General features: G+C 62.3%; 14 protein-coding genes. All 14 read right to left on the bottom strand.

Going from position 1 to position 20,490, the window contains the following annotated elements; all coding sequences use genetic code 11:
- Nucleotides 1–575: 575 nt before the first annotated feature.
- Entirely contained in the window at nucleotides 576–1,388 is an 813-nt protein-coding gene (locus tag ACLJT4_RS38920) for a phytanoyl-CoA dioxygenase family protein (protein WP_411129781.1), read from the bottom strand.
- Entirely contained in the window at nucleotides 1,385–2,446 is a 1,062-nt protein-coding gene (locus ACLJT4_RS38925) for a phosphotransferase family protein (RefSeq protein ID WP_411129782.1), read from the bottom strand. Before ACLJT4_RS38925 ends, ACLJT4_RS38920 begins: the two co-directional genes overlap by 4 nt.
- 39 nt (nucleotides 2,447–2,485) lie before the next feature.
- Nucleotides 2,486–3,529 carry a hypothetical protein gene (locus tag ACLJT4_RS38930; RefSeq protein ID WP_411129783.1) on the bottom strand — a complete coding sequence of 348 codons (1,044 nt, stop codon included), beginning with the start codon at nucleotides 3,527–3,529 and terminating at the stop codon, nucleotides 2,486–2,488.
- Entirely contained in the window at nucleotides 3,530–4,141 is a 612-nt protein-coding gene (locus ACLJT4_RS38935) for a hypothetical protein (protein WP_411129784.1), read from the bottom strand. It lies immediately after the preceding gene.
- A 28-nt stretch (nucleotides 4,142–4,169) separates the two neighbouring features.
- Entirely contained in the window at nucleotides 4,170–4,601 is a 432-nt protein-coding gene (locus ACLJT4_RS38940; RefSeq protein WP_411129785.1) for a hypothetical protein, read from the bottom strand.
- Nucleotides 4,586–5,746 carry a hypothetical protein gene (locus ACLJT4_RS38945; protein ID WP_411129786.1) on the bottom strand — a complete coding sequence of 387 codons (1,161 nt, stop codon included), beginning with the start codon at nucleotides 5,744–5,746 and terminating at the stop codon, nucleotides 4,586–4,588. Before ACLJT4_RS38945 ends, ACLJT4_RS38940 begins: the two co-directional genes overlap by 16 nt.
- A complete protein-coding gene (locus ACLJT4_RS38950) occupies nucleotides 5,746–6,426 on the bottom strand; it encodes a methyltransferase (RefSeq protein WP_411129787.1) in 681 nt (226 codons plus the stop codon). The genes ACLJT4_RS38945 and ACLJT4_RS38950 overlap by 1 nt, the downstream gene beginning before the upstream one ends.
- Nucleotides 6,427–6,439: 13 nt before the next feature.
- Complete coding sequence (locus ACLJT4_RS38955; RefSeq protein ID WP_411129788.1) at nucleotides 6,440–7,423, bottom strand: hypothetical protein; 984 nt, start codon at nucleotides 7,421–7,423, stop codon at nucleotides 6,440–6,442.
- 10 nt (nucleotides 7,424–7,433) lie between these two features.
- Nucleotides 7,434–9,248: a carbamoyltransferase gene (locus ACLJT4_RS38960; protein ID WP_411129789.1), complete on the bottom strand. Its 1,815-nt coding sequence runs from the start codon at nucleotides 9,246–9,248 to the stop codon at nucleotides 7,434–7,436.
- Nucleotides 9,249–9,502: 254 nt separating this feature from the next.
- Nucleotides 9,503–10,258 (bottom strand): transposase family protein, encoded by a 756-nt coding sequence (locus ACLJT4_RS38965; protein ID WP_411129790.1) that lies wholly within the window; start codon nucleotides 10,256–10,258, stop codon nucleotides 9,503–9,505.
- Between the two features lie 112 nt (nucleotides 10,259–10,370).
- Nucleotides 10,371–13,679 (bottom strand): DEAD/DEAH box helicase, encoded by a 3,309-nt coding sequence (locus tag ACLJT4_RS38970; protein ID WP_411129791.1) that lies wholly within the window; start codon nucleotides 13,677–13,679, stop codon nucleotides 10,371–10,373.
- A gap of 2 nt (nucleotides 13,680–13,681) precedes the next feature.
- Nucleotides 13,682–16,606, bottom strand: a complete 2,925-nt coding sequence (locus ACLJT4_RS38975) for a DUF1156 domain-containing protein (protein WP_411129792.1) — start codon at nucleotides 16,604–16,606, stop codon at nucleotides 13,682–13,684.
- An 11-nt stretch (nucleotides 16,607–16,617) separates the two neighbouring features.
- A complete protein-coding gene (locus ACLJT4_RS38980; protein WP_411129793.1) occupies nucleotides 16,618–17,097 on the bottom strand; it encodes a hypothetical protein in 480 nt (159 codons plus the stop codon).
- Nucleotides 17,094–20,375 carry an ATP-binding protein gene (locus ACLJT4_RS38985; protein WP_411129794.1) on the bottom strand — a complete coding sequence of 1,094 codons (3,282 nt, stop codon included), beginning with the start codon at nucleotides 20,373–20,375 and terminating at the stop codon, nucleotides 17,094–17,096. The genes ACLJT4_RS38980 and ACLJT4_RS38985 overlap by 4 nt, the downstream gene beginning before the upstream one ends.
- Nucleotides 20,376–20,490 lie beyond the last annotated feature (115 nt).

Consider the following 20,490-nt stretch of genomic DNA (forward strand, 5'->3'; position numbering starts at 1 on the left):
GCGCCGGCCTGAGCCTCTACCAGGTCGCACGCGAACTGCAGTTACTCCTCGCGCTCTGGACCGGCGCCTGCCCCACCTGCCACCGCGACATGCCAGAACCGATACCAACCTGACCAAGCACTACTAGAACCTCGCCGGCCTGTCGCACCGCGCCACTGGCACCCTCCGGCCCGACTCGCCTCGCATGCTCTCTGAGAGTCTCGCCCACCACTCTGTCCTGCACCATGATCGAGACGGCTCCGTCCACGACGTCCTCGCTACCGACGTATCTGATCGCTGGGACGGGGATGCCGGCGTTGCGGCATCGCTGAACGAGAGAGGCCTCGATGTTGAATCGGGCACGTTGTGGAGTGGAGAGACGGGCCACAACAGCGCCTCCACGTACGTCAGTGCACTCGTAGACCCGGTGGCTACGCCCCTTGAGTCTCCGGGTACCGGCGAGTTCAACGTCGTGGAACTGTGGCCACACCTTCCGGAGCACAGCGGCATCGAGCGACCTCTCGTCCACGGGGTCCGAGGGGGACTGGTTCATGCGCTTCCTTCTTCCGCACAGGCATCGGGCCAGGAGGGGATGACTAGGGGACGCGTTCGGCATCTCGCCACAGAACGTTCCCACTGGCTGCACTGGTGGTTGACGAGTATTGAGCCAAGTAGGCGCGCCTAGGGGAACTGGTGTCGTTCGTCGAGCTTGTGTGGAACAGGGTGCTGCTGAAGCAGATCAGGCTGCCCCTGGGGACCTCGATGGGTACACCCGGAAGGCTCCCGAAGTACCCCACCAGGTCACCATTGAGAGGGTCTGGCGTGTGTGTGACTCGTGTGCGAACGCCGAGCTCTGAGAAGGGGATGACCCGGAGAGGGCCGTTCTCGGCCGTGACGTCGTCCAGCGCAACCCAGCAGGAGAGGTACGGGGCGTGGTCCAGGGGCACGTAGCCCGAATCCTGATGCCACGAAAAGTAGCCGAGAGACTGGGGGCTTCCGTCGTTCTCGAAGCGAGCACTCCCTTCATGTGTGCCCTTGGTGCCCATCTTCACGGAGAACTGATCCCATATCAGATATGATTCAGGTCCGTTCAGTTGCCCGCAGATCCCCCGGAGCAGATCGCTGAACAGGAACTCGCGGAGCCGCGGCTGTGCGTTCCGGCAGCCACCGGGTGTGTACTGCAATCCTCGCCGACTGCCGCCCAGGACGTCCGCGCCTTTGGCGTCCATTTCGCTGTGTACGTTGCCGATGGCCTGCTCGCATTCCTCGTCAAGCAGCTCCATCAACGATTCAGGAACGATGGCAGGCAGTACGCAATAGCCCTCCTCTTGGAACTGTGCCACCTGGGCTTCAGCGACGAGTGCACCAGTGGCCGCCTTAACGGCACCATCAAGGGGGACCTCATTCATGTAGCCAGTCTCCTAACGGTTGTGAAAGGATCGGTGAAGCTGTCGGGGGAGGTCGTTGTGCTGGCAATCTTGTCGAGAAGGTCGAGATGGCGGACCAGGCGCTCCGATCCGTATGGTTCGACCCACTTCGGGGAAGATCGCGCATAGTAGGCCAGCCGTCCGAGCGATCGGTCGGTGAGGTAGAGGAGTAGACTTGAATTCCGCGTGGCGTAGCGCGGAATGAGGCTCCTGTATCCGATTTCAAGTCCGTGGACGAATGTTGTGAAGGATTGATCATCCATAACTTCGAACGCCCAGTTCTGGATGCTGGCAATGTCGTACTCGCTATCGCCAACTGTTAGCTGGTCATCGATGAACGAAGCGATTCTGGCTTCTGATGGCGCACCGGTATCCAGAATTACATTTCCGCCGTGAAGATCCGTGTGGATCAAACAGCCCAGTGTTTCATCGGCGGCGTGATGGTCCGTAGCCCTGAAACGGTTGGTGAACGCGCCAGCCAGTGAGCGGGCCCTCCGTATGTGGCGGTCATCCAATGCTGTGATCTTGCTAGCCTCGCGTACTCGGCGTGCGAGGAGCTCTTGTCTGGTGAGTACCTTCTCTCTCCAGAAGATTTCCTGATCAACGGATCCGTCATCTTCTTTGTGCCGGGCTTTGGTCAAAGGCTGGGACGCGCTGTGCAAGACCGCGAGGGACACACCCGTGGCTTGTCCAAGCTCGTGCACGAGTTCTGAGTCCTGGCCAGGTGCGAGCCGTCGGACGATACTGGTGAGATCCGATCCTGGGACGTACGAGTTGACGAAGGCCCATGCGGCAGAGCCTTCGAATATGCACGGCCCGGAATGGATCTCGGCGGGAAACGGAACCGGCAAGCCAACCTTGCCGGCTAACCCCTCAACGAGCTTCCGGCGCAGCGCAGCTGCCTCTTGAAGTGGCAGCACCTCTGAGCCCTTGACGAGAATTACCTTGACCTGCCGCCCTGTAGATTTCAGCAACCCTATATAGGAGGATCGCCCGATAGGCGTGAGGGTGTTCAGGTCTACTTTTAACGAGCTTTCCATTCCTGCCCCCGCCTCCGTTGCTTGGGGTTTCTAGGATTCCTAGCCGCGGGGCGGCAACGCCCTTACGCCAGCGCGTTGCTCTTCAGCGGTACGGGCGCGGAACTCATGAAAGATCCGCTCGTTTCTTTCCGTTGCGGCGTAGTAGTCAGGTCGTCCACTTACGGGATGCCAAAGATGAATGAGCGGATAGTTCATCGTGATGACGCTCTCCTTGAAGGAGATTCCGCTGCGGTCCCCCGTGTAAGGGTGGAAGGCCTGGACCGTGTGCCAGAAGATGAGATCCTCATATCCCCATCCAGGAAGCTCTGGGACCCCGCCGGCCTGGCGGAACGCGGCATCGGAGCAGAGATAGGCGGCGCTGGCCCGCGGCCCTCCGCTGATCCGGCAGAGACTGGCGGCGAGAGTCTCCTCCGGGCGCCAACGGTAGGGCGCGTAGGAGCGGTCATCCGACCCCCACAACCGGACGTGGTCGGCCTCGGAGATGTCTCGACGAAGATTCGCCGGGAGAGAGTTGACGAGTGAATCCAACTCATCACTGCTCAGGGCGACTTCGTCGTACGCGTCTGAGGTGGCCCGTTCCGAACCTTCAACGGTGCGTCGCTGTGCGACGCACCGTTGAAGGACGTCGAAGAGCTGTCCCGGCTGCACCGCGGAGCAGCGCACGGCCTCGCTCATCATCCGCGATAGATGAACTTCTCCCCAGTAGGGGTAGACGAACGGACAGTCCAGTCGCAGCATCAGCTGCACCGCTCGGCCAAGGACGTCAGGGGCGACGAGGAAGTCAGCCTGGTGGAAGTACACCAGATCAGCCGCACGCTGCCGGTTGAGGAAGCCTGCGTTCATCGCCCGGCCTGGTGAGAACTCCTCATCTGTGCTGGTGAAGACGTAGTCAGTCGTCAGGCTCCGAGCCAGGGCCCGTTGAGTGGCCTGCTTCCCCAACTCGGCAAGAACCACCCGGCAGTTGCCGTACTCAAGGTCGCTCTGCAGGCTCTCCAGGACCTGCTGGAGGTTCTCCTGCCGCTCCGGCTGACTCGTTGAATGCCCGTACGGGACAATGACATCCACCCGTGGTGAGTTCTGCACTCAGCAGCCCCTTCGACTCGTGCGATCGTCCCCGCCAGTCGGGACCTGATCGCGCAGGACAGAAGCGTTCGGTATGGCACCGTGGAGATATGGGTGGTCGTGCCCACCCACTTTGAGCTGTGCCACGTGGATGCTGACCACCTCGAAGAACGCAGCAGGGTTCTCGTCGAAGCACGCCCGGTACAGCTGGCAGGCACTCCCATTGTGGCTCTGGCCAAGCAGTATCTGGAACATGGCCTCGATGGCACCGCTGGCGCCGGCCTGCCAGGCATCCCATCCTGTTGTCAGGGAGAGGGGATGGTTGTGCGCCTGCCACTCCAGATGCACCGCGGCTTCCGCAAGGTCTGCCTTCCGGTGTCCGTGGGCTTTGAGTACGGCTGTAAACAGCCCTTCGTCCCCCATCGAGTCACGGCATGCACGGTAGGCGGCCACTGCGGTCGCATCGCCTCGCTGCCCGTAGCACAGCCATGCAAAGGGCCGATCAGAGTGTTCAGTTGCGCCTGTGTGCTGACGCGCCAGGAAGTGATTGATCGCGGCAGCGGGGCTGTCCTGCTTCGACCAGAAATTGACATTCCACTGCCAGTCCGCGCAGTGGTTGATGATTTCATTCATTCACGCCACCCACCTTGGAGGTACCCCTTCATCGGGGAGAGAGCATCAACTCGGCGAATTCTGAACTGCGAACGAACGCCGAGAACGCTTCAAGATCTGGAAAAGTTCGAGTTGCGAGCGAGAAGACTGCCCAAGTCCCCTCCATGGGGCTGATCGTGAATACAGGAACGCCCATTCGGTAGGCCTCGTACATCTCGACCGATGTGCCCATGCTTGGCTCGGGGAGCCAAGCGACGAGGGCATCGCACCGTCCTGCCTCCGTCACGTAGCGGAGGAACATCTCCCTCTGGAGATCTCGTGACCACTCCAGTCGGCCAAGGTTCTCCTCGTGAGGATCGACGAACTGGGCCTCTGGGTAGGCGGCCGATACGGCATCACGGATCTCCTTGCGGTATCCCTGGTTGTGTATCCCGTCATCAGTACGAGCGCCCTGGATGATGCCTGCTAGGAATACACGCATGATTCAGAACCCTTCCGGCGTAGTAGGGCTTCGATGGCCTCGACGCAGTCTTCAAGGCCATTCCGGCCAAGCTGATCGATGAATGCATGGGCGTCGCTTACCAACTGAGGCCATGTACGTGTGTCGTTCAGCATGGCTTCGAGTTGCTTGCGCCAAGACCGCCGGATGTCCGAGTCTTCTTCGAACCCGCCCAGCTGCTCCAGGAAGCGCGCTGAGCGTTCCCGCAGCGGAAGTTGCATCAGGTCCAGGCCGGGCAGGTGATCCCTAAGGTGGATACTTGCGGCAGCAACCCCCTGCCTTCGGTACTCGTCGAGTTGAACGTACTGGCTGCTGTTGGAAGGGGGCAGGAAAAGTGTGGGGATGCCGGCAGACCACGCTTCCAGGGGCGCCTCAAGCCCTGGAACGGTGAGGAAGGCGCAGGAAGATGCGAGTCGTTCCAGAAAGTCCTGATGCCCGAGACACTCGAATGAGTATCGGCTGGCAGGCCACCGTCGTCTACATTCAGACACAAACCGTTCGCCGCCAGTGATGGTGACCGAGCTGAATTTCGTCAGGTCTACGTGTGAATGCAGGGATTCAACCACCAAATAGGGGTAGTTGGTGTCCTTGCCCAACTTGTACCATCCTGCTGCTTCTCCGCCGCCAAAATTGACGAGCAGGTCAGTGGCGCTTAGAGCATTTTCCAGGCGAGGAATCGACCCGACTATCGGTCCCACAACGACATGATTGCTGCGCTGTTGAGGCGCGTGCTCTGATGGTTCTGCGCCAATGGTACGTTGCGTGATCCGCAGGTCGAGATCGGAGACCCAGTCCGGCAGCTCGTCCCACCACCAGGAGAGAGGATCGAGCCAGACGACAGGGACGTCCTGACCCTTGGCCATTTCTGCACTCGACCGATCTACACAGGAGAGAAGGAGGTCGAAGCTGCGAAGAGAATTCTCGCAGTATCGCTGGAAGCTCTCCCCGTCGGTATCTCGCTCTACCACATCCTCCCAAAAGCCGGAACGCCGAGCGAGCTGGAAGGCTGTGCCGTACCCGACGAATGTGAGCTGATGCCCCTGGCGTGAGAGCCTCTCCGCAACTGTGACGAGCTTGCCTGCGGGGCCGAAGGCAAAGTTCTCGGCAGTGGCAATGATGCGCGCCATCAGTGCGACCTCGGTGAGCTGACCCGGTAGACCGTGTAAGTCTCGTAGGGAAGCGGCAGGCGTGCGATGGCCGACGCGTTGAGGCCGCACTCCTCGCTGTACGTGACGACGTCGAGGATCCCCATGTCCTGATGGGCATCGGTGGCGATCAGGTACGCCCGCCCCCGGTCGGTGAGGTAGTCACCGACCTGCTCAAGGAACCTCTTGGAGTGGATGAGCTCGGGATCAAAGATCGCTGCTTCAATTGCATTGGCCGGCATACCAGGGAGCAGCGGGGGGTTCCCGATGACGACGTCGTACCGCTCGGTCACCGGATCAAAGAGGTCACCTACCAGGGCAGTGACTTTGTCAGACACCTGCTGGCTCTCGGCGTTGGCCATGGCACAGCGGACTGCCTCGGGGGAGCTGTCGACGCAAACCACCTTGGCGGCAGTCTGTGCGGTCAGCAATCCTTGATAACCGGATCCACTGAAGACATCGAGGACAGTCTCCCCGGGGTCAACCTGAACATTTTTCGCGAGGAACGCGCTGGTCTTGGTGTACGCAGGGCAGAACACTCCAGGGAAGATGGTCAGGTTCAGAGAGTCCATGGCGACTTCGAACGGAGCCGAGTGCGCCAAGTGCCGGTCCACGAGGCGGCGTGCCGGCTCGAGATTGATGACAGCCGATGAGTTCATCATGGGATCCTTTGCCTCAACTCTCTTGTACAGCGGTAACTTTGAGGATTGCCTTCGCCAAGGAATCGGCTACGGCTGCATGCCAGATGGCAGTCGGGTGTTCGTCGAATCGGTAGAACATCGAGCTGCGATCGCTACGCCCTGTATTTGCCTCGTGGCTCATGTCTGTACAGGGCACTCCGCTCTCCCGCAGGAGTGCCACTAGTTTCTGTCCAGCGGCTTGGTCCTGCTTCCGATCAGGGAGAGGAGGCACCACCACCATGAACTGCCGCCCAGTCGCAGTGACCAGTTCATGCATCGCCCCAATGAGCAGGGCGGTTATTCGCCACTCGGTCCGCTCGACAACTCCCGGCAGAAGAGGCGGGTCGACTCTGGCTCCTTCACGCCCAACGAGTCCAATATGCCGGAGCCCCTGATTGTCGAGGTCAAACACGGGGTGGCTGGGCCCGTGTGGATTTACCCACGAGTTCAGGACGATCCACTCCAGCCGGCGCCAAGCTCTCACGAGTTGGTCAGGCACCCAAACGTACGCAACGACGCCGCCATTCGCCACGACCTGCTTCAGGTCCACTCGGTGAAGTAACTGGAGATAGCCCTGTGCGGGCCCATAGCCCATGCATGCGTAATTGTGAACAGATATGCCCTGTTCCCTGAACAATCGAGCAGCGAAAGTCTCATTGTCGTTGACTCCGTGCCCAAATGCCCAAGAGCAGCCCAGGATCGCAACCTCTGATGAACTCCCGGAGTGGCCAGTCTCACGCCTGCCGGATCCGTCGATCTTGTATCGCACACGGAACTCAAACGAGGGATGGACGGCCTCAACTCCCTTCAGGTGTGACCAGCCAAGCATGGAATCCGGCTGAAACATGCCGAGGTGCGGCTTCCTGAGGCGGGTGTAGGGAATCCCATGCAGAGCAGCGTTCAGGATTCTTGAGCGCACCAGCGGCGTGCGGGGTGCTATGAACGAGAGTGCCTGATAGTACATATCGAGAGGTCTCATGATCCGCCGCTCAATCCAGTTCCGCGACAGGGGAGATGGTGATGCTGACGGCAGACTGCTTCCGGCGATCGAGAATGTTGTCTCCAATGCACAGGAAGTCAATCTCTGTGCGAAGAAACGTCTTCACGGCATCTTCGGGAGTGCAGACTACGGGTTCACCTCTGACGTTGAAGGATGTGTTCACTAGCACAGGGGTTCCTGTTATGGAGCCGAATGCGCGCAGCAGATCCCAGAACAGTGGATGGGTGGCGCGGTCGACTGTCTGAAGGCGCGCCGAATGGTCAACATGAGTGATGGCCGGCAGAACGCTACGGACCTGCCTGACACGCTCCTCGGGCCGGACGCCGCTGTCCTTACCGGATACCGGCACGCGAAGGTCCTTCCTGACTGGCGCCACGAACAGCATGTAGGGCGAGTCGGTGGGAGCCTCGAAGTAGTCCTTCGCATCCTCAACAGGTACCGCGGGCGCGAACGGCCGGAACGATTCCCGATTCTTCACTGCCAAATTGAGATGCCTCTGCAGAGACGGTGATCTTGGATCCCCGAGAATGGACCGACTGCCGAGCGCCCGAGGGCCAAACTCCTGCCTTCCCTGGAACCATGCGACGATCTTCCCGTCGGCAAGCAGATCGGCTGCGGTGCGAACCAGTTCCTCGTGATCGACCTGGTTGTACTGGGCGCCAATGCTGTCGAGGTAGCTACGGACGGTCCCGTTGCCGAATGACGGGCCGAGGAGCGAACTCTGCATGGCGTCCCTCCCCTCAGGCCGACGTGGGTTCGACAGCCGCTGGTGCCAAACATACGAAGCAGCGCCGAGAGATCCGCCGGCATCGCTTGACGCTGGCTGAACCCAGATCCCTTCAAAGCCGCTCTCGGCCTGAATCTTGCTATTCGCAACGCAGTTGAGCGCACCACCGCCCGCCAGGCACAGGTTCCTTGCCCCTGTTAGCGATCGTGCGTAGCGAGTGATTCGAACGACCGCCTTCTCGAAGGTGGCCTGAGTCGACGCTGCAACATCGGCATAGAACTCGTCGATATCGGTCTCTTCGGAGCGGCGAGGGCGGCCCAGCAATTCCTCTAGTGGATCCGAGGACAACCGCTGGGAGGAAGGGCTCAGAAAGTCGAAGTATTCCATGTTCAGCCGGAACGAGCCGTCCTTCGAGATCCGGATGATCCGCTCTTCGATCAGCGAGCTATAGCGTGGTGTGCCGTAGGGGGCGAGGCCCATGAGCTTGTACTCGCCGCTGTTTACGCGAAATCCGCAATAGTGAGTGAAGGCTGAGTAGAACAGCCCCAGGGAGTGAGGGAACGCCTGTCGTCGCAGGGGGGTGAGAGTGTGATCCCGGCCAAGACTGACCGATGTCGTCGTGTACTCACCGATGCCATCAATGGTCACGACCGCAGCCTCGTCGAAAGGGCTTGGGAAGAACGCAGAGGCTGCGTGAGACAGATGATGTTCTACCGCGAGCACGCGCCCGTGGCGCCGGCCTGGAGGGAACATCGCTCCGACATCGCGCCTGCTGCTGACGTTGAGCCGTGCCCAGAGGTCTGTTCCGCGAATCACGTCCTGTTGTCCGGTTGCTGCGGCTGACGCAAGCACCCTACGCATCTTGAGCAAGGGCAACTCGTAGTAGGCGAACCAGTCAATATCTGACCACTCGATGCCGGCGGACTGCAGGCACCACTGCGCAGCTTGTGAAGGGAAGGACTGGTCGTGCTTGCGCCGCGTGAAGGCCTCTTCCGGGGCAGCTGCGACGATTTCGCCGTCGCGGATCAGGCAGGCGGCGCTGTCGTGGAAGTACGCAGAGACTCCGAGTACGTTCATGGCCCTGCTCATGCCAGCGGGTAACTGGTTGTCGAGATACGGCCCTGAGCTACGTCGCGGATTGGTGTGCGAGCAAATGGCACAGTCTCAATCTGTCGAGCCGCGGTCCAATTCTCCCAGGTGGGCTCACAGGACCACTCCACAGACAGAGGAGGAATCGGGTCTTTGTCGAGATGGCGGTGTGCCTCGATGGCGGCGGTCCACTTTGCTACACGCCGCTTGATCGCCCCAAATGCCTTGAGCCTTTTCCAACCTCACGTTGATGCGAGATGAAGGACGAGGACGGCCTTCACCACGTCGGTGATTCGGTTGGTGCTGCAGCGGAGCTTCCGCAGGAGGCGCCACCCCTTGAGGGTGGCCATGGCCTGCTCGCCGAGACAGCGGATCTTGGCGTGGGTGGAGTTGTGGCGGCGCTTCCACCGCTTGAGGCGCCGGCCCCGAAACGGTACGCGGACGGAACCGCCAGCGCCCTGATACGCCTTGTCCGCCCAACATCTGAGCCCCGCTTCGGTGAGGGCTTCGATGATCCCGTGCTGTCGCGCGGCGGTCAGGTCGTGAGCCGACCCGGGCAGAGCCGGCGAGGCCCAGAGCAGCCGCCCGAGCGGATCGGCGAGGACCTGCACGTTCATGCCGTGGCGCTTGTACTTCCCGGAGTAATAGGGGGTGTCGGCGGCGATGCGGTCGATCGGCAGCAGGGTGCCGTCGAGGATGACGAACGCCTTCGTCCGGATCGTCCGCATCGCCTCGGCCAGGGACGGGGCGAGGGCGGCCAGGGCGTCGACGGCCTCACGTATGTAGCGGTAGACAGTCGCGACCCCGATGCCGAACCCGGCGGCCAGCTGGGCGTAGGTGTCACCACACCGCAGGTGAGCCAGGGCGAGCAGGGCCTGTCTCGAGGCGGGAAGACGCCGCCAACGCGTCCCGATCTCCTGCCGCCTGGCCTTCAGCCGCCCGGTCAGGAACCGCAGGGTGCGATTGGACAGATCGACCGAGGATGGGTAGACAAGCACGCGAAGCTCCTGGCAGACACGGGTGATCTTGGTCGAGAACCCGTCTACCAGGAGCTTCGTCGTCGCGCATGCGTGTCCAGCACACGGTCAGCACCGCCAGCTTGGAAAAGGCTCACTCACCGGGTTCGGCGGGTAGGAGGGAGCCCAATTCGGGTGTCCCATAGGTCAGGAAGACGAGGTCGCTGTCGCTACTGGTGTCCCAGATGTCGCGGTCGAACGTCACGGGGACTGAGGTCGTGGATGGCTGCCCCAAGTAGCACTCGACGGACGTCGCTCCGTCGGAACGTCCGAAGGACACACGGGCGTCGTCACGCGGAAGGGTCAGGCTGTAGATGCCGGGGCGCCCGTCGTCTGGGGTTAGGCAGCGGCCTGAGAGGAGGTTGTTCGTGAGCTTGGTGGCAAGGTCTGACGGGGTGATGTCTCCGACCAGGTCCGGCGGGGGCTTGATGGTGATGTCTTGGTTGGGGGTGCCGAGGTCATCGGTGGTGACGGGCTGGTTGTGGACGTCGTCGATCTGGGTTCGAATGCCGGCGATCTCGCTGGCGATGGCTTCGTCGCTGAGGTTCGCGGCGAGGACGAGTTCTTCGATGGCCTTCTCGACGGTGCCGAGGACGGGGGCAGCGCCGCCGAGGATGTTGGTGAAGTCGTCGTAGTTCTCCTTGATGCCCGTGTAGACCTGCTCCTCGACGGTGTCTTCGTAGAAATAGTTGCTGATCTGGAGGCGCTCGTAGGCGGCGCCGATGCGGTCGATACGGCCGATGCGCTGCTCGACGCGCATCAGGTTCCAGGGCATGTCGTAATTGATGAGGCGACCTGACGTCTGCAGGTTGAGGCCCTCGCTCATCGAGTCGGTGCCGATCAAGACCTCGACATCGCGGTTTCGGAATCGGGTCTTGATCTCGGCCTTGGTGACTGGGATCCACTCCCTTGTTACGGGATCGTAGATCTCGCCGCCGCGGCCGGAGTAGCACCCGAGCCTGTGGTACCCGGCGGCCAGGAGTCGCTCGCGGACGTAGTCCATGGTGTCGGCGTACTGAGTGAAGACCACCGAGGAGTCATACGTCTTGAACGACTCGGCCAGGTCCTCGACGAGCTTCTTGGCCTTGGTGTCCTCGCCAGATATGTCGCCCAGGTCGTTGAGGAAGGAGCGGAGCTCGACGATCTCTTCCCTGAGGCGGTCGGCACTGACGTCGAAGGTCTCAGGGTCGAAGAGAGAGTTCTCCAGGTCCGCGCCGTCGTCATCGGTGAGGAGATCGGCGAGGCTCTTGCCCTGCTCAAGTACATCGAGGCGGCGTTGCAGGGACCGCTTAATCGCTTCGAAGGATGAGGTCAGCCGGCGCCGGTAGACGGTCATGATGAAGCCGAGAGCCTTGGTTGACTTGTCGGACTTGTAAGCGTTGTAGTGGCGGCGGATGTACTCCTCAATGCGCTCATACAGCTTCCGCTCGTTCGGTGTCAGGCGAATGAACTCGTCCGTGACGTGCCGATGCGGGATGATGACCGAGGCCGGAATGATGCCTGCCGCCTGGTAAGCCCGCATGGTCTTGCGGGTGTTGCGGAAGACCCGATCGCGCATCGGGGTGTGCCTGCGAGCCCACTTATCCATCCACTCGGAGGTGGCATTGGGGAACTGCGCCCTGAGGTCAGGCGAGGGCGGATTGCCGGCCATCCCGGTCACCGTGAACGCGTCGGCCCATCCGAGTACGTCGTTGACCTGCTGCTCCAGCTCGTAGTCGTGCTCGGCGAGCGGGTCGGAGAAGTAGTCCTCCAGCATGTCGCAGATGAGTTTCCAGCTGCGCCTCTCAGGCGGGTCTCCGAGGTAGGTGAAGTACTGCGTGAAGAAGAACGCCTGCTCACCCCACTTACCCGGCAGCCCGAGTAGCTCGATGAGGTCCCATGCCTCGTGGGGATACATCTGCATCGGGGTCGCCGAAGCGAGGTAGATCGCACGCCACAGGTCGCGTTTTTTCATCTCCTGGAGCAGCGCGAGCAGGGAGTTGGGTGTATCGGTCGCTTTGGAGCCGCGCCGGCGAGCGTGATGGGCCTCATCGACGAGGACGACATCCCACGGTCCGGCTTCAAGGATCTCGGTACGGCGACTGCGGCGGCGAGCGAGGTGGGAGGAGGCGAGCACGATCGGGAAGGCTGACCACGGGTTCGCCTTCGGACCGGTCGCGATGGGCTGGTCGAACCGGTCGACGAAGCAACCCTTGTGGTAGCGGGCGACGTCGAGGTTCATCTTCTCGTGGAGTTCCTCCTGCCACTGTTTCATCACCGAGGCTGGCACCAGCAGCAGCGCCTTCTTCGCCCGGCCGGAGGTAAAAAGCTCGCGTAGCACCATGCCTGCCTCGACGGTCTTGCCAAGACCGACCTCGTCGGCGAAGAGATAGCCGCGCGGGTACGTCGACACCACCCGGTCGATTACCTCGGCCTGGTGCGGCAGCGGTTGAGCCCACGCCGTACCTACGCCGGTCCATGCGGACGCTTTCGGCGCATCGCGGAGGCCTACCAACTCGTCCCAGGCTGCCTGGATATCGGGGGCGTTGTCGACAGGCAGCGCCTTGTGATCGGCCTCTCCATGCCTCGGCTGCGGTAATGGCGTGTTGAAGGGGAACGGCGGAGCGTCGGGGGCGTGCTCTATCAAGTGCTCGCGGACCGCGGTGGGCAGGTCGATGATCGCCCAACCCTGGTCGGGGTTGGCGCGCCAGTGCTGCTCGAAGGCTCGCTCTTTGGACTTGCCGTAGTCCTCCCAGGACTCGGTACGCCAGGAGCGGTAGGCGTCGAAGGTCTCGTGGTTCTTCACCCATGCGGTGACCGAGGCGTTGTTGGAGCCGCTGAATGCTACCTTTTGGCCGTAACGGTCCGTGAAGATGCCGTACTTGGTGTGGAAGTAGCGGCCCGACTCCTGATGGGTGAGCAGTCGGCCGTGCTTGTCGACTGGAATGCCGACCCGGATGTGGAGCCGGTCGTTGGCGACCATCCAGGCCAGCACGCTGAGGTGGTCGCTCTGCACGATCCTCATGCCCTCTAGGCCAGGGTCAGCCAGTAGACGTTCGGCGACCACATCGTTGAGTGGGCTGCCGGAGAGCACCGCGTCAACGTCCTTCTTGCCGAGCTGGGCGCCGACGATGAGTCGCATCACCCCGCCACCGGCGATGAAGTACGCCGTACCCTGTGCGGCGAACTGCAACTCGGCACCGGACCAGTACCCGACCGCGCGGTCGTAGGCAACCGCACGGGACAACAGCGGCTCGTAGAACGCCTCGAACGGTGCGTCGTCGGGAGAGTACATCGGCTTCAGCTGGACGCTGCGGAACGAGTCCTTAGCCGTGGCAGCGTCGTGATCGAAGAGACCATCCTGTGCCGGTGCCGCCAGCTTGGCGACGGCACCGGGTAACAGGGCGTCGTCGTGCTCAGCCAACCTCACTCCATTTCGAAGAGCGCGTCGGGCTTGTTGTCGTCCTCCATGGCCAGGTCGGTGGCCTCGGGCAAGGTCACGTCAGGGAAATAGAGCGTGCACATCGTGTCGAGGTGACCCGCCTCGGGCACCGCCCAAGCGCCCTTGACCTTCGTCCGAGGGATCGCGTTGACAAGGCCCTGGAGCACGGCGTTGAATCCTGCGTCGCTGGTGTAGCCGTGCTTGTCGAGGAACCTCTTGGTTGCTGGCCAATCGTCGTGCTCAGCTATGTAGAGGGCCGTGTCGACTGCGTCGATGACGTTCGTGAAGGACTCTGCGTCTGGACGTACTCCGGGAAGATTGCTCTCTGCACCACGCCGCACTCGCTCCCTTGGTGCCAGAAGCTTGACCGTGCCAGATCCCTTTTTGAGGAGCTTCGCGCGCTCAAGCTTGTCCACATCGAGGCCACCCACTGCGAGTGCAAGCAGACGGGCTGTGTCGTACGGAAACTCCCTGGCCGCGAAGGTGTCCCAAGCGAGGAGGACAAAGTCGGTCAGCGTGTCGGTCCTCGCACCTTGTCCAATGAGCCTTGCCCGGCGAAGGTCGACGATCTCTTCCCTAGCCAGGGATAGGGCGTCCTCGGGCCGAAGAAGTTGGTCGCGCCCGTTCTCATCCGGCGTCGAGGAGTACACGGGCCAGTGACGCGAGATAACAGATAGCGTTGGTCCATAGGTTGAGAGCAGGAGGTCGACGCCGCCGATGCCGTCGTTCTCAAACCGAAGCACGGCATCGCGCGCTGCACTCCGGATCTCAGCCTCGACGTCTTCGAGGTAGATCGGTCCATTGCTCTCAGCTTGTTCGCGCTTCCTGCAAGTGAGCATGATGGTGCTGTTCGCTGCGTTCTTGTTTTTCTGATGGGACGATGTTTCCGGCTCGGTATTTACAGGCCAGGAAGTCTCGATAGTGAAACCTGCGTCGATGATGGCGGTGCCCAGCGCGTCCCACGCCTCAGCCTTCTTGTGTGTGAACATCACGGTCATGACGCCGCCCTCACGCAGGACACGATTACACTCCGCAAAGATTGCAGTCATCTTCGCCGTGTAGTCCGCATCCGCGAGCTGCTTCTTCCTCCGCCCGAACGCGACGAAACGCGCGAAATTGGCGATCGCCTCGTTCTCCTTGTCGGTCTCCGTGTCGACGAAGAAGTCTGGGTAAAGACGACCGAGCGTCGCTTTCTCCCAGACGTAGAAGAAATCAGAGAGCTCTGCGTACATGACGTTGTCATAGTAGGGCGGGTCCATACACAGGTGGGAGACACTCCCTGACGCCAGCGCGCTGAGATGGGCCGCGGATCCCTGAGTCACCATGACCGGCGTTTGAACTTGAGACTCAACCAAGGATTCAGGCGACACGTGCCCGACCAGAGTGACCAATTGGCCGTATGAGTCAAGTACCTGGTTTAGTGCGAACGAGGGAAGTTCGTGCGAGCCCTGGAACTCGGCGAAGGTCCAGCGGAACGTGAAATTATGTTTCTCGAAGACACTCCGCGTCTTCTGCCTACCTACGTCCCAAGATGTCTGACGGGCATTGTAGTTCAGCGCCTTGGCTTGGATCATCCCGAGCACCGTCAGAAGCGCATAAGCCTTCTCCTGCCCAAGGTCCTCTTCTGCCTCCGTCAGGAGACGTTGCAATTCTTCTGCGAAGACCGCGTGGACGACCAACTGGCGCTCCGTGAACATCTCTGTCCACCTGGTGATCCCGTACATGCGGTGGCCGCGGTCATAGTTCGAGATCTCGGGGATCTCCTCTGTCGGGAGACAGCCGGTCGCCTCCCAGCCAGCCCGATGTTTTCCGAGGTAGTCACTGGCGCGTTCGAGGCAAGCCGCGTCCTCACTGCTGGGCGCCCGATACCCCTTGCTACGGTCAGTCTTGCGGTAGTAGACCGCGTACAGAACCTGCTCAAACCGACCTGACCCAGCCTCGGCCTTGATGTAAGCGTCATCAATCGCGAGGTCGTCATAAGGGCTGCGGGCGATGCCACCAGTCATGAGCCCGGCAGACGGGTCGAAGTCGATCTCGTCGCCCCGAGCGATCTCGAAGATGGGCTCGTTCAGGAGGTTGCCGTTTGGGTCGTGCACGACGATCCGTACGGCCGTCTCTCGCCCCTTGGCCTTGTCCAGCCACTGATCGGTAATGAGCGGCACGAGACCACCCGTGCGGGGGCAGCGGACGGCATTCGCCCAGATGTAGGTGAGGTACTTCTCGCCCTCTTCGTAGACGAAGAAATTGCCAAGCTGCTCTTCCACCCTGCGACGCCAACGGTGCCCGTATTTTTCGAGTTCAGGCGTCAACTCGTGGCCGAAACGAACGGGGATCTCGACCCCAGCCTTCAGAACGGTGGCGGCTACGGCGTTGAGGTCATTCGCTGCGGTAGGAAGGCCGAGCCGAGCCGTGACGAAGGGAATGGATCCACCGCCTGCGGTTGGGTCCGCCACCAACGGCAGGGATCCACCCCAGGTGTGACGCAGTACTTCGTGGAGAAGTGCTATGTCGTCATTGTTCGGTAAGTTCTTGAAGGCTGGGCGGTACCCGTATGCCGCAGCACCCAGCTTCTCCCCTCGCTCGGTGGCGGCGGCAATCCGCCGGCGTGCGGCAATGGGGTCACCCCAGATCCCGACCAACTTCAGGACCCATTGTTTGAAGGCTGCCGGGTTCGATAATTCCGGATGGCCAGGAAAGGCGTCGCCCAGTTGCCGGGTCCATGCAGGAAGTATGCCTGCCAACACGACTGCGGCCGACGCCACCAGCGGACGGCGAGCCCACCACACGTGCAACGCTTTCAGCTTCGGAAACTGGCCGGGGATGGGGGCCGCTTCACGGCGTGACTCGATGCCGAGCTCGGCGACGGGGAGCCAGTCCTCGATGAGGACGCGCGGCTTGGTGCTACTCAAGGCGGGCTCTTTCAGTCGTCAGAGAGAAGGGTGCGGAGGGCCTTGCGGGCGCGTTTGGCATCGACGCTGATGCACTTGGAGTACCAGTAGTAGGTCTCTTCGGTGCTCATGCCGTTGAGGCCGGCGACGAGCGCGCGGACGCGCTCGTGCTTGGCGATGGGTTGGGTGGCCATCAGGATCAGGGCCAGCCGTACGCCGTCGGGTTCAGCGAGCCGGATGGGTGCCTTGCGGGTGAAAGTCAGCACGCTCGGCTGGTGGCCCGATCGCCTCATGGCTGCGAAGAGTGCGTCGACGATGCGGCCCGTTTGCTGCGGGGTGAGGGTGACGACGGCCGTGGCAAGGACGGAGCCAACCTCGCCGTACGTCTCCTCGATAGTGAGGCCGTAGGTCTCGCCGCGGCCGGGCTTCACGATGAGACGGAAGCCGCGGACGCCGTTGACGGCATCGAGCCGTCGGCGCGGTACAGCCATCGCGCGTGCGGGGACGGTCACTTTCTCACCTCGGCAGTCATCGTTGTGCTCTTCATGCCGAGGCTTTTGATGACGTCATGGATCTGGGCGAACTGCGGATCGTTGACGTCGAGTGCCGGCTCGAATCGGAAAGTGAGGGTGACGTCGCCGACGACTTTGGTGGCAGCGGTTAGCGCCTTCTTGGCATGGCCATACGCCATCTGAAAGTCGGCACGCTCGGCGATGCCTTGGAACTGGATGCCGCCTCCAGTGAGCCCCTTGTATTCGGCGCGGATGGTGGAACGGACCGTGATGCTCTGCTTCTGCAGCATGCCAAGTGAGGCGACAGCGAGGTCGATGTCGCTCGCGCCAGACGCAGCATCCGCGCTCACCTTCAAAGTGAAGGCTGAGACGGCGCGGATCGCATAGTCAGAGACAGCATCCAGCAGGGTCTGCATGGCTGCGCCGCCGGGACCGTTCGCGGTGAAGGTCTTGGAGGCGGCGGTGCGCGTGGGAACCTCGACGCCCATCTCGTCGGCTATCTCGCGGGGCAGAATGTGCAGGGTGTCGAGGCCCTTGTCCTTGATGGCTGAGGGGGAGAGTGCCCGGACACCAGCAGCAGGCTTGGCGTCAGTGACGACGAACCAGCCGTACTCGCTGGACTGGACGGCGGTGGCCAGCAGGTCGAGGACGTCGGTCTTGGAGGGCTCGCCGCCGCAGGCTGCCTCAAGGCGGGAGCGGAGGCCAGCACCGGTGAGCTGGTCGCTGGTGAGCACCGAGCGGAGTTCCGCCTGGGTGGGTTTGCGGACGAGGAGGCCGCGCTTCTGTGCCTCGGTCTTGGTCATGACCTCGGCGTCGGCACTGAAGGTGATCGACATGCCGGCCTGGTTGTTCGCTGTGTAGGCCTTGCCGCTGGCCGAGTCGTAGTAGACCCAGCCGTCGTGGTTGACGCCGTTGATGATCGCGTCACGCAGCAGAGAGGTGTTGCGGACGATGGATGCTTTGTGGTCGGACCAGAAGTAGTCGGCGATCGCGGCTGTGCTCGTGGCCTCCTTGTATGCCCAGGTTCGGTTGCGCAGGAAGGACGCAGTGAACGGGCTGGTACGGATCTTCTCCTCGTCGGTCAGCAGCGTGATGACCGCAGACGTGGAATTCTTCGGGTCGCCCTGGGCTTGGGCGGGAAGCTCGCGGTGGCGCAGGTAGCCGGTGGCCTTCTCATCGGCCGGGTAGTAGATGTGCTTGAAGCATCGGGTGACCGCAATGCGTGCCTGGAGGCGGGCCTCCTTGTCGTAGGCTTCGACCTTCTTGCCGACTCCCTCGCTGAACTGACCCAGCCGGTGGGTATCGGTGGCAAGGCTGTTGGAGGCGATCAGGGCACGTGCGCGGTCCTTGAGCACGTGGACCTGCTCAGCGTCGGCCAGGGCGAAAACCAGGGAGTTGCGGTACTTGCGCGGTGCGCCGACCGAGCCGACCTTGTCGAGCATCTCCACGATCTGTGTCGGCGGCTGGTCGGCGTGGTCCGGATGGACGGTGACGACATCGTGGTCGAGCACGACCACCCGCAGCGCGTCCTTATCTGGGATCTCAGCAGGACCTGACGGGAAATGGATCGCGGTAACGCCGCCGTCATTGGCAAAAGCCTTCTGTATCAGGCTGTCAACTTCCGCGGCGACCGCGGTGTTGGCGACGTTGCGCTTCTCAGTCTCGATGATGGCGTTGACGTTAGGCTCGATGTTGAAGCGCCAGCGAGCACCGTCGTACGACAGGTGCCAGAAGACCTTCTCCGACTCGGTGAGCGCCTTCTCGAAAATGGCGGCGCCCTCGCCGGGGCGCAGGGTGCCGACCAGCCAGTCGTTGCGGCCCGCACCTGCGGTGGAGACCATTTCCAGGGAGTGGGTGAACACGGTGCGGGTCACGCGCGTGGCGTAGATGGGCTTGCCGGGGAAGACTTCGGCGTCGACGACTGCCGCGTGGGATGCCTTCGAGGCGAAGTCGCCCTTGGCCACGCTTGCGTACTCGGCGCGCTGGAGGCCGTCGGTGAGGTGGTTGAGGACCGGCTCGTTGGAATAGTCGATGTCGCCGACGTTGATGATCGCTGCGTCGTCGTTGGTGGCGTAGATGTTGGCAACGACCTCGGCCAGGAGCTTCAAGGCGCCGCGGGCGCGCTGGAAATCGGTGATGTTACCCAGACGCTTGTCGAGGACACGAACCAGCTCAGGGTGGAACGGGTAGGTCTTGGTGACCAAGTCGCCGTAGGAAGCCGGTTGCTCGGCACCGCCGGCGAGTTGCTCGGTCTTGGCGAGCTGTTCGTATAAACCCCGGTAGGCATCCCCGGCTGCCCTGGCGGCATCCTCGTCGACGGAGGCGAAGATGCGCTTCTTGAGGATCTCACCGATCTCGTTGTCAGCGGCTGGCGTGATCACCGCGCTCGGCCGCACCGCACGGGCCAGCACGTCACCAGTCTCCTGGGCGGCCTTGACCGAGGCTGCATTAGCGGCGTCGGCCTTCTCCTTCTCCTCGCCGGTCAGCTCGCTGATCTCGGTGGTCTCCGCACCGAACGCGTTGGTGGTCGCGGCCAGGGTGATGATGACCGAGACCTTGTTGGTCGGGTCGGAAGCGACCTCGAAGAGGTTGCCGAGGAAGACGGGTATTGCGCCAGCCATGCGGCGTACGTCCTCGCTGCCGGAGGAGCTCAGTGCACGCAGGTGCTTGGCGATCTCGTCGACGATCACCACCGTCGGCTCGCCACGGAAGGCGGCCTTGATCGTGGCGGTGCCCGGAGCGGTGCGTTGAGTGTCGTTCGCCTCCATCACGGCGAACGCGCCATCGCCGATCTGCGCGGCCATCTCACCCCACATCGTGTAGGTGCGATGGCCGTTGGTCTCGACGCCCGCGGTGGGGTCGAGGGCATCGCCGACCAGGGCCGCGATTTGGACCGGTCCGTCGGGAAGCAGGGTCGGGTCCAGGAATTCAGCGATGTTGGACGGCCGGGCACCCTTGGCGAGATGGTAGACGGCGGTCAGTCCGTGAGTCTTACCGCCACCGAACGAGGTCGTGGGGCGAAGAACGCCATTCTCCCCTGCGACACCCTTCGCTCCGCTCAGGCGGCCGAAGGTCTTGGTGAGCAGCGTCTTAAGGCCGCTCGTGGGGTAGGTCTGCGCGAAGAACGCTTGCGCGTCGCCGTACACCGGATAGTGCTCCGCGTCGCGAACCACCTTGTCCAGCTGCGCTGCGAAGTGATTGTCCGCTAACCCGCCTTCCAGTACGTCCTCCCGCGGAACGCACACTTTCCGTAAAGCCTCCAGGCTCGACGCTGCCATGCCTCTCCTGCCCCCAGACGTCGTGCGCGCGGCACCCCTCCTGTGAATCATGCGATTGTAGGCCAGGGGGCCGTGACGTCACGTCAGGCAAGGTGGGTTAGTCCGTCGAAGGCCC

Source organism: Streptomyces sp. x-19 (assembly GCF_046549115.1).
In the GTDB taxonomy this organism is placed as follows: domain Bacteria; phylum Actinomycetota; class Actinomycetes; order Streptomycetales; family Streptomycetaceae; genus Streptomyces; species Streptomyces albulus_C.

Bases quoted from the DNA above. Each gene is read 5' to 3' on its own strand.
- ACLJT4_RS38920 (WP_411129781.1), bottom strand. From the start codon at position 1,388: ATGAATGAGGTCCCCCTTGATGGTGCCGTTAAGGCGGCCACTGGTGCA.
- ACLJT4_RS38925 (WP_411129782.1), bottom strand. From the start codon at position 2,446: ATGGAAAGCTCGTTAAAAGTAGACCTGAACACCCTCACGCCTATCGGG.
- ACLJT4_RS38935 (WP_411129784.1), bottom strand. From the start codon at position 4,141: ATGAATGAAATCATCAACCACTGCGCGGACTGGCAGTGGAATGTCAAT.
- ACLJT4_RS38940 (WP_411129785.1), bottom strand. From the start codon at position 4,601: ATGCGTGTATTCCTAGCAGGCATCATCCAGGGCGCTCGTACTGATGAC.
- ACLJT4_RS38945 (WP_411129786.1), bottom strand. From the start codon at position 5,746: ATGGCGCGCATCATTGCCACTGCCGAGAACTTTGCCTTCGGCCCCGCA.
- ACLJT4_RS38950 (WP_411129787.1), bottom strand. From the start codon at position 6,426: ATGATGAACTCATCGGCTGTCATCAATCTCGAGCCGGCACGCCGCCTC.
- ACLJT4_RS38955 (WP_411129788.1), bottom strand. From the start codon at position 7,423: ATGAGACCTCTCGATATGTACTATCAGGCACTCTCGTTCATAGCACCC.
- ACLJT4_RS38960 (WP_411129789.1), bottom strand. From the start codon at position 9,248: ATGAACGTACTCGGAGTCTCTGCGTACTTCCACGACAGCGCCGCCTGC.
- ACLJT4_RS38985 (WP_411129794.1), bottom strand. From the start codon at position 20,375: ATGGCAGCGTCGAGCCTGGAGGCTTTACGGAAAGTGTGCGTTCCGCGG.